The 14,566-nt window shown below is 57.6% G+C and carries 16 protein-coding genes, 1 tRNA gene and 1 pseudogene; 8 read left to right on the forward strand and 10 right to left on the reverse strand.

Features of this window, described 5'->3' with window-relative positions:
* Positions 1-4 precede the first annotated feature (4 nt).
* The 6 genes from urtA to Q1B15_RS23400 all read left to right on the forward strand — a co-directional run bounded on the left by urtA (position 5) and on the right by Q1B15_RS23400 (position 6,433).
* On the forward strand, positions 5-1,285 hold the full coding sequence (urtA, locus tag Q1B15_RS08450) for an urea ABC transporter substrate-binding protein (protein WP_299752981.1): 1,281 nt from the start codon (positions 5-7) through the stop codon (positions 1,283-1,285).
* Positions 1,286-1,356: 71 nt separating this feature from the next.
* Positions 1,357-3,318: an urea ABC transporter permease subunit UrtB gene (gene urtB / locus Q1B15_RS08455; protein ID WP_299752948.1), complete on the forward strand. Its 1,962-nt coding sequence runs from the start codon at positions 1,357-1,359 to the stop codon at positions 3,316-3,318.
* A 171-nt stretch (positions 3,319-3,489) separates the two neighbouring features.
* Positions 3,490-4,752 (forward strand): urea ABC transporter permease subunit UrtC, encoded by a 1,263-nt coding sequence (gene urtC, locus Q1B15_RS08460; protein ID WP_299752951.1) that lies wholly within the window; start codon positions 3,490-3,492, stop codon positions 4,750-4,752.
* A complete protein-coding gene (gene urtD / locus Q1B15_RS08465; RefSeq protein ID WP_299752954.1) occupies positions 4,749-5,489 on the forward strand; it encodes an urea ABC transporter ATP-binding protein UrtD in 741 nt (246 codons plus the stop codon). The genes urtC and urtD overlap by 4 nt, the downstream gene beginning before the upstream one ends.
* 1 nt (position 5,490) lies before the next feature.
* On the forward strand, positions 5,491-6,186 hold the full coding sequence (gene urtE / locus Q1B15_RS08470; protein WP_299752984.1) for an urea ABC transporter ATP-binding subunit UrtE: 696 nt from the start codon (positions 5,491-5,493) through the stop codon (positions 6,184-6,186).
* Positions 6,187-6,211: 25 nt separating this feature from the next.
* On the forward strand, positions 6,212-6,433 hold the full coding sequence (locus Q1B15_RS23400) for a hypothetical protein (protein ID WP_366141695.1): 222 nt from the start codon (positions 6,212-6,214) through the stop codon (positions 6,431-6,433).
* Between the two features lie 307 nt (positions 6,434-6,740).
* On the opposite strand, the pseudogene Q1B15_RS08480 reads toward Q1B15_RS23400, so the two are convergent.
* Positions 6,741-6,944, reverse strand: a pseudogene (locus tag Q1B15_RS08480) (IS5/IS1182 family transposase); the annotation flags it as partial.
* A gap of 265 nt (positions 6,945-7,209) precedes the next feature.
* Complete coding sequence (locus tag Q1B15_RS08485; RefSeq protein WP_299752957.1) at positions 7,210-8,091, reverse strand: transglutaminase family protein; 882 nt, start codon at positions 8,089-8,091, stop codon at positions 7,210-7,212.
* Positions 8,092-8,190: 99 nt separating this feature from the next.
* Here Q1B15_RS08485 and Q1B15_RS08490 point away from each other — a divergent pair, with 99 nt between their 5' ends.
* Complete coding sequence (locus Q1B15_RS08490) at positions 8,191-9,084, forward strand: transglutaminase family protein (RefSeq protein WP_299752959.1); 894 nt, start codon at positions 8,191-8,193, stop codon at positions 9,082-9,084.
* A gap of 397 nt (positions 9,085-9,481) precedes the next feature.
* On the opposite strand, the gene Q1B15_RS08495 is transcribed toward Q1B15_RS08490, so the two are convergent.
* The 8 genes from Q1B15_RS08495 to hisD form a co-directional block, all read right to left on the reverse strand.
* A tRNA-Phe gene (locus Q1B15_RS08495) sits at positions 9,482-9,556 on the reverse strand.
* Positions 9,557-9,644: 88 nt separating this feature from the next.
* The gene (gene yacG / locus Q1B15_RS08500) at positions 9,645-9,827 is read right to left on the reverse strand and encodes a DNA gyrase inhibitor YacG (RefSeq protein WP_299752962.1); all 183 of its coding nucleotides are present in this window, start codon (positions 9,825-9,827) and stop codon (positions 9,645-9,647) included.
* A complete protein-coding gene (locus Q1B15_RS08505) occupies positions 9,824-10,855 on the reverse strand; it encodes a ribonuclease E/G (RefSeq protein WP_299752965.1) in 1,032 nt (343 codons plus the stop codon). Before Q1B15_RS08505 ends, yacG begins: the two co-directional genes overlap by 4 nt.
* Positions 10,855-11,463 (reverse strand): nucleoside triphosphate pyrophosphatase, encoded by a 609-nt coding sequence (locus tag Q1B15_RS08510; RefSeq protein ID WP_299752968.1) that lies wholly within the window; start codon positions 11,461-11,463, stop codon positions 10,855-10,857. The genes Q1B15_RS08505 and Q1B15_RS08510 overlap by 1 nt, the downstream gene beginning before the upstream one ends.
* Positions 11,460-11,678 carry a translation initiation factor IF-1 gene (infA, locus tag Q1B15_RS08515; protein WP_007205486.1) on the reverse strand — a complete coding sequence of 73 codons (219 nt, stop codon included), beginning with the start codon at positions 11,676-11,678 and terminating at the stop codon, positions 11,460-11,462. Before infA ends, Q1B15_RS08510 begins: the two co-directional genes overlap by 4 nt.
* A 223-nt stretch (positions 11,679-11,901) precedes the next feature.
* Positions 11,902-12,360 carry a low molecular weight phosphatase family protein gene (locus Q1B15_RS08520; protein ID WP_299752972.1) on the reverse strand — a complete coding sequence of 153 codons (459 nt, stop codon included), beginning with the start codon at positions 12,358-12,360 and terminating at the stop codon, positions 11,902-11,904.
* Positions 12,361-12,363: 3 nt separating this feature from the next.
* A complete protein-coding gene (locus tag Q1B15_RS08525) occupies positions 12,364-12,843 on the reverse strand; it encodes a UPF0262 family protein (protein WP_299752975.1) in 480 nt (159 codons plus the stop codon).
* The gene (hisD, locus tag Q1B15_RS08530; RefSeq protein ID WP_299752978.1) at positions 12,840-14,153 is read right to left on the reverse strand and encodes a histidinol dehydrogenase; all 1,314 of its coding nucleotides are present in this window, start codon (positions 14,151-14,153) and stop codon (positions 12,840-12,842) included. The genes Q1B15_RS08525 and hisD overlap by 4 nt, the downstream gene beginning before the upstream one ends.
* Positions 14,154-14,404: 251 nt before the next feature.
* Between hisD and Q1B15_RS08535 the strand changes: the two genes are divergently transcribed.
* The coding region (locus tag Q1B15_RS08535) for a transposase (RefSeq protein WP_299752987.1) at positions 14,405-14,566 on the forward strand (162 nt) is incomplete at its 3' end.

Here is a 14,566-nt window from a genome sequence, read left to right on the forward strand (position 1 = left end):
GTCGATGAAACTGTTAACCACAACAACCGCTGCCGCTTTGTTGGCATCTAGCTTGCCGGGCTTTGCCCAAGAGGCAAGCTGCCCGATCAAAGTTGGTGTTCTGCACTCGCTCTCTGGCACGATGGCAATCTCGGAAACCACCCTGAAAGACACGATGGAAATGCTGATCGAACAGCAAAACGCTGCTGGTGGCGTGCTTGGCTGCGAACTGGAAGCCGTCGTCGTTGACCCTGCGTCCGACTGGCCGCTTTTCGCTGAAAAAGCCCGCGAACTGCTTACGGTACACGAAGTAGACGTCACTTTTGGCAACTGGACATCCGTCAGCCGCAAGTCCGTTCTTCCAGTAATCGAAGAACTGAACGGCCTCCTCTTCTACCCTGTTCAGTATGAAGGCGAAGAAAGTTCAAAGAACGTCTTCTACACAGGCGCGGCCCCAAATCAGCAGGCTATCCCGGCCACGGATTACTTCCTTGAAGAGCTTGGCGTTGAAAAATTCGCCCTTCTCGGGACCGACTACGTCTACCCGCGCACCACAAACAACATCCTCGAAAGCTACCTTCAGCAACAGGGCATCGCGGCGGACGACATCTTCGTCAACTACACGCCTTTCGGCCACTCCGACTGGTCCAAAATCGTGGCTGACGTCGTGGCCCTTGGCGCAGACGGCAAAAAAGTCGGCGTGATCTCCACGATCAACGGCGACGCCAACGTCGGCTTTTACAAAGAACTCGCCGCCGCCGGTATCTCGGCAGACGACATCCCGGTTGTGGCTTTCTCGGTCGGTGAAGAAGAACTGTCGGGTCTCGACACATCGAACCTCGTCGGCCATCTTGCAGCGTGGAACTACTTCCAGTCCGCCGATACCGAAGCCAACGAAGGCTGGATCGCCGCATGGAAAGCCCGCATGGGCGAAGAGCGTGTCACCAACGATCCAATGGAAGCGCACTATATCGGCTTCAACATGTGGGTAAACGCGGTTGAAGCAGCCGGTACCACCGATGTCGATGCGGTCCGCACTGCCATGTACGGTCAGGAATTTCCGAACCTGACAGGCGGCACAGCAGTCATGCTGCCAAACCACCATCTCTCCAAGCCGGTTCTGATCGGTGAAATTCAGGCAGACGGCCAGTTTGACATCATCAGCCAGACTGCAGAAGTGCCGGGCGATGCTTGGACCGACTTCTTGCCAGAATCGGCCGTTCTGGTCTCTGACTGGGCCGAGCTTGGGTGCGGCATGTACAACACCGAAACCGAAAGCTGCGTGCAGATCAAATCTAACTACTGATCTGAAACTAAAAGCTTAATTAAGCAAACCGAAGGGCGACCCTCGCCCTTCGATTCCAAGCGGAGCAGCACATGCGGGCCATCCTCACTTCCCTTCTGGCGGTCTTTCTTTTGACGAGTCAACCGGCGTCAGCCCAACAATCCGACGCGCAAATCCAAATGCTCTTGCAGGAATATGGCGAAGCTATCGCCAAAAGCTCCCGCCGCACCATCGGCCCAGCCATTGACGCGCTGGCCGCGAGCGGGTTGCCAGAAGCTCAGGTCGTCCTGAACCGCTGGCAAGCTAAGGAAATGTGGTTCAACAAAGCCACTGGTGTCTTCGTTTTCGCGACAGAAATTGACCGAGACACACTTCAGATTTTCGACATATCTAACGACATAGAAATCGGCCAAGCACTTGAAGACGACTACACGCAACTGAAACCCAATTCCGGCATCCGCAGCATGATCGGCACCGCCCTCGTGCAATTTCAGCTAAGCGATCCAGACCCGACGGAGCGTCTCCGCGCCGTTGCCGCAATCGAACGTGGCGCGGAAAAGTCGCACCTTGCCGCCTTGCGGTCCAGCACCGAAAGCGAGCCAAACGCGGATATTAAGGCCTCTAAAATCCGCCTTGAACGGCTCCTCACAATTCGCTTCGGCGACACCGACGATGAACGCATCACCGCAATCAACGGCTTCGCAGGCGACCTTGGCGTCGATGTGCGCGCCGCGCTGAACCCGCTTGTCGCCACACGCGTCGAAACCGCAGCGACCCTTCCCGAAGGCACCGATATCGCCCGCGCCCTCACTCCCGGTTCCGAAACCTTTCCGCGCGCCGCGGCTTATGACCTCCTCGTCGAGGCAGGCGTCGCTAAACCCCGAATTGCGCGCGCCGAGCAGCGAGAGGCCCTCGTTGCCAACGTCACAGACGGCGCCGTCGGCGGCATCCAGCTCGCATCGCTAAACACCGAAGCCGCACGAGACATCGCTTATGCCGCCCTTGCCGCGGCAGGCGCAGTGGACGCCGTAGCGACAGATACCGAAATCGACACCGCCATCGACGCAAGCGTCTTTTTCGAACGCTACACGGGCGCACCACCCGCCGTGGCCCTTGCGGCAAAGGCGGCCCTCGCAGCAATCGAAAGCAAAGTCGCCATTAATCAAGCCGCCGACCTCGGCCTCGACGCCCTGTCCCTTGCCTCGATCTACTTCCTCGCTGCCATCGGCCTTGCCATTACTTTCGGCGTCATGGGCGTGATCAACATGGCCCACGGTGAGTTTATCATGATGGGCGCTTACACCGGCTACGTGGTCCAGCTTTTCGTGCCTGACTACACGCTCTCAATCGCCCTCGCGCTTCCGCTCGCCTTTACAATCACCTTCGCCGCGGGCGTCGCGATGGAGCGCCTGGTTATTCGCCACCTCTACCACCGCCCGCTGGAAACCTTGCTTGCCACCTTCGGCATTTCCATCGCGCTGCAACAGATTGCAAAGAATATCTTCGGCACTCAAGCCCGCCCGCTCACGTCACCCGCATGGCTCGATGGCTCGCTTGTGATCAACGATATCGTCTCGATCAGCTACATCCGCATCGCAATCTTCGTCCTCGCCCTGATGTTCCTCTGCCTTTTCCTCTTCATCATGAACCGCACCCGCCTTGGCCTTGAAGTGCGCGCGGTCACCCAAAACCCTCGCATGGCCGCCTCGATGGGTATCAACCCGGACAAGATAAACATGCTCACCTTTGGCCTCGGCTCCGGCATTGCAGGCGTCGCGGGCGTGGCCATCGGCCTTTACGCAAAAGTCACTTCGGAAATGGGCACGGACTATATCGTGCAATCCTTCATGACCGTCGTCGTCGGAGGCGTCGGCAACATCTGGGGCACGCTTTTGGGCGCGACCATGGTCGGAACGATTCCAAAAGGCATCGTGTGGATGAACCCCTCAAACACGCTGGCCGCACAAACCTACATGATCCTCTTCATCATCCTGTTCATTCAGTTCCGCCCCAAAGGCATCATCGCCCTCAAGGGCCGCGCGGCAGAAGCGTAACATGCAGAGACTTTCAATCTTGTTAAGCGATCCACGCATTCTTCTTGGTAAAAATACTCCGAGGTCTGGGGGCCTTACGGCGATTCCTAGAAATCGCCGTAAGGCAACAAATGGCGCCGCAATGAGTGAGAGAAAGCCCCATCCCCGCGACGTCAACGGCGGCGCAACTCTATGACCGACGCCACCCTCGCAAGCGGCCTTCGTCGCCAACCCCTCGCCCTGCGCTTCCCGTCCGTACTGGTCTTCCTCGCAGCCCTTGGGCTCTTCACAATCGCCGTGACGATCCTGTCCGACGGCCTCGGCCTAGGTATCATTTCCACCAGCTTTATCAAAACTTTGGGTAAAACTCTTTGCCTCTGCCTCGTCGCCCTGGCGATGGATCTTGTCTGGGGCTATTGCGGCATTCTTTCGCTTGGCCACATGGCGTTCTTTGGCCTTGGCGGCTACGCCATCGGCATGTGGCTGATGTATGCGCGCACCGAACTTATCGTCATCGAAAGCCTCAAAGCTGCCCCCCTACCCGCCACGCCACAAGAAATATCCGACGGTATCGCAGGCCAAATCTTCGGCGTTGTCGGCGCCTCAGAATTTCCGCCCATCTGGGCCTTCGCCCACTCGCTGCCATTGCAACTCGCCGCAGTCGTCCTCGTGCCCGGCCTCCTCGCTCTGATCTTCGGCTGGCTCGCCTTCCGCAGCCGCGTCACTGGTGTCTATCTGTCGATCCTGACCCAGGCGATGACGCTGGCCCTCTCGCTGCACCTCTTCCAAAACGACAGCGGCCTGCGCGGCAATAACGGCCTCTCCGGCCTGCAAAACCTGCCCGGCCTCGACGACTTTCCACAATCCACCGTCTCGCTCTGGTTCTTTTGGGCCTCCGCCATCGCACTCGGGCTCGGCTACATTATCTGTGCCTGGATCGTCTCCGGCAAGTTCGGCAGCGTGATCCGTGCCATCCGCGACGACGAAACCCGCGTGCGCTTTCTCGGCTACCCTGTTGAGGGCTTCAAACTGTTCATCTTCACTCTGACGGCGGTCCTCGCGGGCATCGCCGGCGCGCTCTACTACCCCCAGGCGGGTATCATAAATCCAGCTGAAATGGCCCCCATCGCCTCGATTTACCTCGCGGTCTGGGTCGCCATCGGAGGCCGGGGCCGCCTTTACGGCGCCGTCATTGGCGCTGCTTTCGTTTCGCTGCTTTCGACATGGTTCACCGGCGGCCAGGCCCCTAACATCAACCTGGGATTTTATACGATCCAATGGGTCGACTGGTGGATCGTCCTCCTTGGTTTTTCCTTCGTCGCCATCACACTTTTCGCCCCCAAAGGCATCGGTGGCCTTGTCGACATCTTCATAGATCGCAAAAGCCCGAACCGCTTTGGCGCCGATCTCGGCCCTGATCCCGGCGCCTTGCGCGAACAGGAGGCCGAAAAATGACCACCCTCCTCGAAGTTTCAGGCGTCTCGGTCTCATTTGACGGCTTCAAAGCCATCAACAACCTATCCTTCCAGATTGCCGAAAAAGAACTCCGTGCCGTGATCGGCCCCAACGGCGCAGGCAAAACTACCTTCATGGACATCATCACCGGCAAAACGCGCCCCGAGGAAGGCCGTGTGATCTACGGTGACAGGGCCATCTCGCTATTGCACATGTCCGAAAGCAGCATTGCGCAAGCAGGTGTTGGTCGTAAATTCCAGAAGCCCACGGTTTTCGAGGACCAATCCGTCGCCGACAACCTTCTGCTGGCCCTCAAAAAGAACCGCGGCCCGTTCTCGGTCCTGCTCTTCAAAGCGTCCCGCGACGACCAAACCCGCATTGAAGAGCTCGCGTCAGAAATCGGCCTGGAATCCGCCCTCCGTCGCAAGGCCGGAGAGCTCTCTCACGGCCAAAAGCAATGGCTGGAAATTGGCATGTTGCTGGCACAAGAACCCAAGCTTCTCCTTGTCGATGAACCCGCAGCGGGCATGACCCCGGCCGAGCGTGAACACACCACAGACATCCTGCGCGAAGCCGCCAAAACCCGCGCCGTCGTCGTTGTGGAACACGACATGGAGTTCGTCCGCCGCCTTGATTGCCGCGTGTCGGTTCTCCACGAAGGCTCGGTACTCGCCGAAGGCTCGATCGACCACGTGACGCAAAACCAGAAAGTAATCGAGGTTTACCTTGGACGCTGACATCCTCAAAACCGCAGGTCTGACCCTTCATTACGGCGGTAGCCAAATTCTGAATGGCATTGATATCACTGCGCGCAAGGGCGAGATCACCTGCATAATGGGTACCAATGGCGTTGGCAAAACAAGCCTTCTCAAAGCCATTTCAGGCACCCATCCGACATCGGGCGGTACAATTAACCTGACCGGCACACCTTTGAAAAAGCCCCGCGCCCATGCGCTTGCGCAAATGGGCGTGGCCTACGTCCCGCAAGGGCGCGATATCTTCCCGCTGCTCACGGTTCGCGAAAATCTCGAAACCGGCTTCGCCTGTCTGCCCCGCTCCGAACACTTCGTGCCGGACGAAATTTTCGACCTCTTTCCGATCCTGAAAGACTTCCTCCACCGTCGCGGCGGTGACCTCTCTGGCGGCCAGCAGCAACAACTTGCCATCGCTCGCGCGCTCATCGCCAAGCCGAAACTTCTCCTTCTTGACGAGCCAACTGAAGGCATCCAACCCAACATCATTCAGCAGATCGGCGACGTGATCAGCCTTCTGCGCGAACAGGCCGAAATGGCGATCGTCCTCGTCGAGCAATACTTCAGCTTCGCCTACGACCTAGGCGACACTTTCTACGTCCTGAAGCGCGGCTCGGTCAGCCTGTCTGGCCGCAAGGGCGAGGTCGCCCGCGAAGACCTCCTGCGCGGTGTCTCGGTTTGACCAAAGAGCGCAACGGCTGGGGACCATGACGGAATTCTCAATCACACAAGATTTTTCGGGTATTCGCCTCTTCCAGATCCCGGCGGTGAACATCGGCCCAAATCTGTTCCACCGAAACCGGACTGTCTCGTGGCGGACGTCGATCCAGCTCTGGCATAGCGAATACTCCACGTTTCGCAGCGACAGCGTAAGCCGGATGAATAGCATGACAGCCAAGCGAATGATTTCAGGCGATGTTTTGAAATAGCAAAACGAATTTGACCTGGTTACTTCGCAAGGCTAGGCCGTTCCCCTGCCCGTCTCAACCAAGCCTTCTCTGATAGCGCTCCCTGCGCATATTCAGAATGGCGGCGGCATCTTCCTCCATCAGCCGCTCCAACGCGAGCGTAAGCTGGTAGATCGTGTTTGGTGGTGACAGGTCCAGGGCGCTTGATAAGTGATGGGAGTCGCCTTTCCAACAATTCGACAGAGATGAGCCCGGACGCGCTGCGCCAACACGTTGCCCGTGCCCGTGACAGCACTCAAGGACATCACGACCTGCCTTTCGCCAAATGAAGCATACGGAGCGGCAGTGTCAGCAGTTCCGGAGCTATCGAGGCGCGGCACGTGTGACAGTAGAAATCCGCCAAATGCCGCCGGATGCGGCTAAGATTAGAAAGCCGATCAATCGAGCGCAGCAGATGATCTTGACGATCATGATCATCAAGCGAGATCTCCGAGAACAGACCCGCCTGCGCTTCCTGCCTCGGACCCACCACTACGCTTAATCCCGCTCATCCATATGGAAATTGAATTAGCCAAAGGCACTTCAACCAACAAGATATTTTTTCTGCCGAGATGGGGGAACAATAAGAAGTCGCTGACAACATCGCTTGCCGTCCTGATGGTCTCCCTTACAGGCTCAGTATTTGCTGAGGGCTATCTGAGCCGCGCAAATGTGATCGACGTCGTGATCGAGAGGGGCGCACGGATTTTTATACGCAGCACCTTTTCAGGTTTGCAAAAAAGGTTCAGAGTTCGGGTTCAAGTTTGGCTGTCAGCTTCCCTAACATCCACCGAAACCGTCAGGCCAAGGCATGACGCCTTGGCTCCGTCAAAACTGCCTGAAATCGGCGAGGCTTGTTGCGGTGTCCGCGTCGTCGCAACCCGGATCAATGCGCTTCCAGCCGTGATCCTATTCGTCGGATCGAACTCAATCCACCCTTCTCCCGGCACGAAGATATCTGCCCAGGCATGAGTTGAACCGCCGCCAACCGGCGCATCTGGTCCGCCAGCGGTATCATTCAGGTAACCAGTCACGAACCGTGCTGCAAAGCCGAACCTTCGCGTCGCCTCCATAAAAAGAAACGCAAAATCACGGCAAGTACCCACACCCTTTGAGATAGTTTCGGCAGCAGTTTGTGTGCCCATCTCCTCGCGGCCTGAATAGCCGAGAGTGCGGTGGATGGAGTGGTTGAGGCTTTTCAGGAAGAGGAAGGCGCTATCCGGCCGGTCGACAAAATTGGCATCAAGCCATTGGTCCAGGACGTTGATATCGCCAGCGTGCTGCAAAGTGAGATACGGATAGAGGTCAAGCGCATCAGCATCCGAGTAGTCGAAGGGATAGGGACAGTTATGTGTCCCGCCCTGACGCGCGAGGATTTCCGTTGCGTAGCGGCGCAGAAACAACTCGCTTTCTATGATCAACGATTTGGTAGGTTGGTCAAAGGTGGCTTCGGCGATTGAATTTCCGAAAGTGTCGAAATACCAGCGAAGTTTGGCATCCGGCTGGATGCGCAAAAATGCATCTTCCACCCACAGGTCATGTCCATCGCGCGGCCGCAACATAAGATGATGTGGGTTCAGAATAATCTTGCGGTCGTATTTGTACTCTGTCCGGTGCATAATTTGTACGATACGGGACAAGGGAACCTTTCAGGCATTGCAGCTCTCGCGCTATTCACGCATCACGAACAGTGAATTTGATCAATGGCCGGCCCCCGCTTTGAAAACAAGGATGAACTCGTGCTAATCCGTTTTGGTTTTGAGATCGACATTGTCTGTATCGCTCCCGTGCCGATGCTTCTGGCTCTTTCCGTGCACCCCGCGGCGGGGGGGCGTCTAATTGGTGGGGATTTTGTCCGTGTTCCTGATGAATGCCAGGTCAGGACCTACGACGATCAGTTTCAAAATCGCATCACCAGGGTCGTAGCACCCAGCGGGGCTACGAAATTATGGTCGGATTGCGTGATGGACTTTGATGCGCAACCAGACGTCCAGGTGCCGTCCGCGCAGCAGCACAGCATCCCCGATTTGCCGGATGATGTCCTGCAACATCTGCTTGCAAGCCGATATTGCGACAGCGATAACCTAATCAATGATGCATGGTCGTTATTCGGGCATACGCCCGAGGGGTGGGACCGGGTGCTTGCGATAACGCAGTTCGTCCATCAGCACGTCACATTCGGCTATCAATTTGGTCGCGCCAGCAAGACTGCCTCGGAAGTCTTTCGAGAAAAAACCGGCGTCTGTCGCGATTTTGCGCATCTGTCTATCTCGCTTTGCCGAGCCATGAATATCCCGGCCCGCTACGCAAGCGGCTACCTTGGCGACATCGGTGTGCCGTACTCCGGCGCCGGCGATTTCTGCGCGTGGTTTGAAGTGTTTTTAGGTGGGCGTTGGCACACATTCGATGCACGATACAATATTCCTAGGGCCGGCAGAATCCTGATGGTGCGGGGCTCAGATGCCGCCGATGTTGCGATGATCACATCCTTTGGTGACTACCGCCTCGAGTATTTCAGGGTCTGGACCGGTAAACTTGAAGATGGGCTTGAAGACGCCGCCATCCTAGAGATGCTGCGAAGCAGACCAGATAGCGAACCTTTGGTATTCCCTTCGTCGGCAAGGTTGGCTTGATCAATATTTTCGTCGCGAAGACGTAGCTCGCGGTTGATGCCTGGTCCGCACCCAAAGCTTCTGAGCTGCCCCCCACTTTAGCCTTGTGAAGGAGACGGTTGGCTTCGGGCCGAGACTTGCCCGCCACTAATGACGGCTTGGTCCGCACACCAACGTTTTAGCCGACAAAAATGCTGCGCCATGCACGAATGGCCGCAATGCGAAAGCTGCACCGCAGCGTTGTATGGAGCGGCCAAAGTCCGGTTGGGGCCGTACGCGGCGTAAACTCACGTACATGGAAAGTTAAGATCGGAACCAGAATCCGTCAGCTGTCACCCAAAGTGTCACCCAATCGCATAAATACGTTGGGCGCGCGCAAGGCGATCGCTTCCATCTTATTGATTTTAAATGCTTTTAGTGGTGCCCGGGGGCGGAATCGAACCACCGACACGAGGATTTTCAATCCACTGCTCTACCCCTGAGCTACCCGGGCACGGGTACGAAAGACAAACATCTTCGTCTGGGGTCGCTGCGTTCTAATGGCCCGCCACGTGGCTGTCCAGAGGCCGCGCATTAAAAAATCAATGCAGCCGCCCGTCGTCCTCGTCATCGCTAGTTTTGGGGCTATCATCTTCTTCCACCGCTTCCGAAGGAATCGCGTATTTCCCCAACATCCAACGACCCAAATCCACATCTGCACAGCGGCGCGAGCAAAACGGTCGGTACTGTTTTTCGGTCGGTTCACTACAAATCGGGCAGCTCATCTCAGGCTCTCACTCAATGGTAATCGTTCGCGTTTTCGTTGAAGTTCAAGATGCCCAAGCGGCGTCCATCCCACAAGAGACGTCTCGATTGCATCCGCCTTAAACGCCAGCCGCGCGACCTGTTCGATCTGACGGCGGTCCTTCTTCGGCATAGGGGCGGCGTCCACAACAATCTGCCCCCCCAGACCACGAAGTCGCAAGGCCCGTGGCAACGCCCGTATCGCGGCAATATTTGCCTTCAGGCCCGCCGCCGGAGACGTGTCCCCGCCGGTGTTCACATCCACCGCCACAAAAGCCCGCGTCGGCTCGACATACATATGTGCGCTGCCGCCCAGTGGCACATTCGCCCGCCTCGACGCGGCAATCGCTTCATGAAGACCATGGCGTTCAAAAGCCCCGTCGTCCGCGTCCGCCTGATCCGCTACGGGCCAGTCCCGCCAGGCAAGCGTCTGTGCATCCGGGCCGTCCAACAGCAACTCTTCGTCGCCATCAACCGGCTCGGACATGACCTGCCGCGCAAGCGCCAACATCTCCAGGAGATCGTCCAACACCGCGTCGTCATCGGCTTCAGCGCAGACAGAGCGCAACACAATCCCAAGCCCGTCATCGCCCATTTCCGCGTCGCACAGGGTGCGCAATTCTACCCGGCGCTCCTCGTCTTTGATGTCGCGTGAGATATTCAAGCCTGGAGCCCCTGGCGTCACCAGACAAAATCTGCTTTTGAAAACAATGCGATCCGTGATCGGCGTTGCCTTCCCGCCTTCCGCATAGGTCGCCGCCTGCACAATAAGCCGTTGCCCGCTTGCGATACCCTTGGCTTGCCGGAAAAACAGTGGCCCCTGCGGGCTCGACAGGATCAATCCACCCTGCCCCTTCATGGGCCGCGTCGCGCGTGCACGGAAGATTGCGCCGGGACGAATACGGTCATCGGGCGCATCGATCAGAAGATCGTCAAGCTGACCATCTCGCAAAAATGCCGCGGCTCCAACGCCGTCGACCTCGCCCAAAACCGCCAAAGTACCCTTCATTACCAGCCCCCCTCGACCGGGTAGCCCGCGTCGCGCAGCAAAACTGCGGCCTCCGCCACCGGCAATCCCATGATTGCCGAATACGAACCACTTATCCAAGGGATGAACGTTCCCGCCGGCCCTTGGATGGCATAGCCCCCCGCCTTGCCGCGCCAATCGCCGCTTGCAAGGTAGCCGTTCACCTCAATGTCCGACAAACGCTTCATCCGCACCACGCTTTCGACCACGCGGTAGCGCAGCCCTTTATCGCTGGCGACAGCAACACAGGTAAAAACCCGATGTCGTCGCCCCGAAAGCGCTATCAAAAACGCCGCCGCCTCTTTTTCGTCCGCTGGTTTGCCGAATATCCGTCGCCCAATAGCAACGGTCGTATCCGCCGCCAACACCACCTCACCCAAAGCGCGCGTCGTCGCGCCAGCTTTGGCCAACGTCACGCGCGCGCAATAGGGGCGCGGTAATTCGGCTTTCAAAGGGATTTCATCGATATCTGCCGGGCGAATATCGTCCGGCACGACACCAATTTGTGCGAGCAATTCGCGCCGCCGCGGGCTTGCAGACCCAAGGATCAATCGCGGGCGCACCTGCGCCGCATCACCGTCGCCGGTCACTTGAAGCGATAATTGATCCGACCTTTTGTGAGGTCGTAGGGTGTCATCTCGACCTGGACTTTGTCCCCGGCCAGAACCCTGATGCGGTTTTTGCGCATCTTGCCTGCCGTGTGCGCGATGATCTCATGGCCGTTCTCAAGCTCGACCCGAAATGTCGCGTTCGGCAGGAGTTCTTTAACGACACCAGGGAATTCGAGCAGTTCTTCCTTGGCCATGTTGTCTCCTTGCGTCGCCCGAAAAGTCGGGCGAGGCTTAGATGGGCGCGAATGCCAAAATTATCAAGCCAAATCTCGCCAAAACCCAAAGACAACGCACCTTTGTGGCCTGACACCGCCGTCAAGCCCGAACAAAGCGCGCAGCATAGCCTCGCCCCCCCTCCAGCTGACGCCTTTGGCAACACCACCTTTTGCCAAAACGTGAAGCAATGCGAGAAAAGCGTCACTCTTCCTTGGTCAAAGTCCCAAACCGCGCCAACATCCGCTCATGGATCTGATCCCGCGCCTGACGATAGCTTTCCAGCTTCGCCTCGCGCCCCTCACCCAACCCCGTCGGATCCAAAATCGGCCAATACTCAACCTCAAGGTGGAAAAACCGGGTCAATTCAAGCGCGCGCCGCTGCGACGCAGGCGACAGCGCAACCACCAGATCGAACCCCGAAAGATCGTCGCCCCACTCCTGCATCTCGTCGAAACTACGTGAGCGATGCCGCGCCAGCTCAATCCCCAATTCCTCGCAAACCGCGATAGAAAAGCCGTCGATCTCCATGTCGTTGTGCACGCCAGCAGACTGCACATAGGCCGTTTGACCATAGAACTTCTTCATCATACCTTCGGCCATCGGGGACCGGACTGCGTTGTGATCGCAGCAAAAAAGAATGGATTGAGGTAATGTCCCCAATGCCTAGCCCCCGAAATGCAGAACGCAGATCAGCGTGAACAATCGCCGCGCCGTATCCGTATCAAGTGCCGCTTTGCCCTCGAGGCGCTCTTGCAACACCCGTGCGCCCTCGTTGTGAATGCCGCGCCGCGCCATATCTATCGCTTCGATCTGACCCGGGGGCAGCTTTTTCACCGCATCAAAATAACTTTCGCAAATTTGAAAGTAATCCTTCACAACTTGGCGAAACGGCCCCAAAGCCAGATGAAACTCAGCCGCAGGCTCTTCCGCTTCGGTTTGTACATCAAACACCAACCGCCGCTCGCGGATCGCTAAATGCAACCGATAGGGCCCGTCTGGCACCGCCCGCCCGTCCCGCTCCGGCAGATCGAACGAATTGTCCTCCAAAAGATCAAACACCGCGACCCTGCGCTCCTGTTCAATCTCTGGCGTTGGGGCTGCCAACGCGCTGTCATCAATATCTATCTGGACGATTTTACTCATTCACCCGTCCCCTCGTTCAACTGGTCCAACCTTGCCCGCACACTTAACCCATGCGCCTCAAGGCCCTCACTTTTCGCCAATATTTCCGCAGCCTCACCGATCTGCGCCAATGCGCCTGGAATCATTTTCGAAATCGTTGTGCGCTTCAGAAAATCCATCACCGAAAGGCCTGACGAAAACCGCGCCGAGCGCGCCGTCGGCAGCACATGGTTCGGCCCGCCCACATAGTCGCCGATCGCTTCCGGCGTCCATTTCCCTAGGAATATCGCCCCTGCATGTTTAATATTCGCCGCCAAAGCCTCGGGGTTCGCCACGCACAATTCAAGATGCTCTGGTGCGATCTCGTCGGTCAACGCCGCCGCCTCACCCAGATCACGCACCACGATCACTGCGCCATAATCCCGCCAGCTGGCCCGCGCAATATCACGCCGCTCCAGCGTCTCCAAAAGCCCTTCAATCGACGCCACAACCGCCTCGCCAAAGACCTTATCCGAGGTGATCAAAATCGACTGCGCGCTCTCGTCGTGTTCGGCCTGCGATAGCAAATCCGTCGCCACCCATTCAGGATCGTTGTCCGTATCCGCAATCACCAAGATCTCGGATGGACCAGCAATCATGTCAATCCCGACGTGTCCGAATACCCGCCGCTTGGCCGCCGCCACAAATGCATTGCCGGGGCCTGTGATCTTGTCCACCGGGCGCACCGTTTGGGTCCCGTAAGCCAAAGCCGCAATCGCCTGCGCACCGCCAATCCGGTAGATCGTCTTGATCCCTGACAATTGTGCAGCCAACAAAACCAAAGGGTTCACTGCGCCATCAGGCGTAGGCGTCACCATGACAAGGCGCTCAACCCCTGCTACCTGCGCCGGTATCGCATTCATCAAAACGGACGACGGATAGGTCGCAATCCCGCCCGGTACATAAAGCCCCGCCGCAGCCACCGGTCCCCAACGCCAGCCAAGCGTGGCACCCACGTCATCCGTCCATGACTGATCTTCCGGCATCTGACGCGCGTGATAGGCCCTGATACGCCTCGCCGCCAAAGCCAGCGCCTCGCGCTCAACCTGCGGCACTGTTGCTACCGCCGCCTCAATCTCGCTTTCTGAAAAGGTCATCGTCTCGGACGTCAGATCAAACCGGTCAAACTTCGCCGTCAATTCAATCAGGGCCGCGTCGCCTCGCGCGCGCACATCCGCAATGATCCCCGCTACAACGTCATCAACATCCGGAGAGTCCTCGCGTTTTGCCCCCAAAAGGCTTGCAAAACGGTCGTCAAAATCAGGGTCCGCGGTCGAAAAAAACTGAGGCATAAGACGCACCTTCCTTTGGCCGCTGACATAGCCCCCCGGCGCATGCGCCTCAAGCCGCATCGTAGCCGCACCGTGGCAATTGCCCCCACTAGGGTCTCAATCCAGCGCCAGCACCATCAACAAATCATCCACATAGCCACCCAGCTCGCAAAATCTGCGCGGCAAAGTCCCTAGGCAGCACACCCATTAATTTCTTTTCTTTAGCATAGACTTGTGATTCAATTTCCAGAAAATAACGGCGTGAGTGGGACATGGCACGATCAGACATGAGCGATCTGGAGTTGGAATTCATCAAAGCGGTTCTTCCAAACAAGACGCGCGGAGTGAAGCGGGTTGACGACCGGCGCGTCATCAACGGGATTTTCTATGTCCTTCGAACAGGCATCCCCTGGGCCGACCTGCCAGAGCAATAC

Source organism: uncultured Boseongicola sp. (assembly GCF_937988555.1).
Classification (GTDB): domain Bacteria; phylum Pseudomonadota; class Alphaproteobacteria; order Rhodobacterales; family Rhodobacteraceae; genus Boseongicola.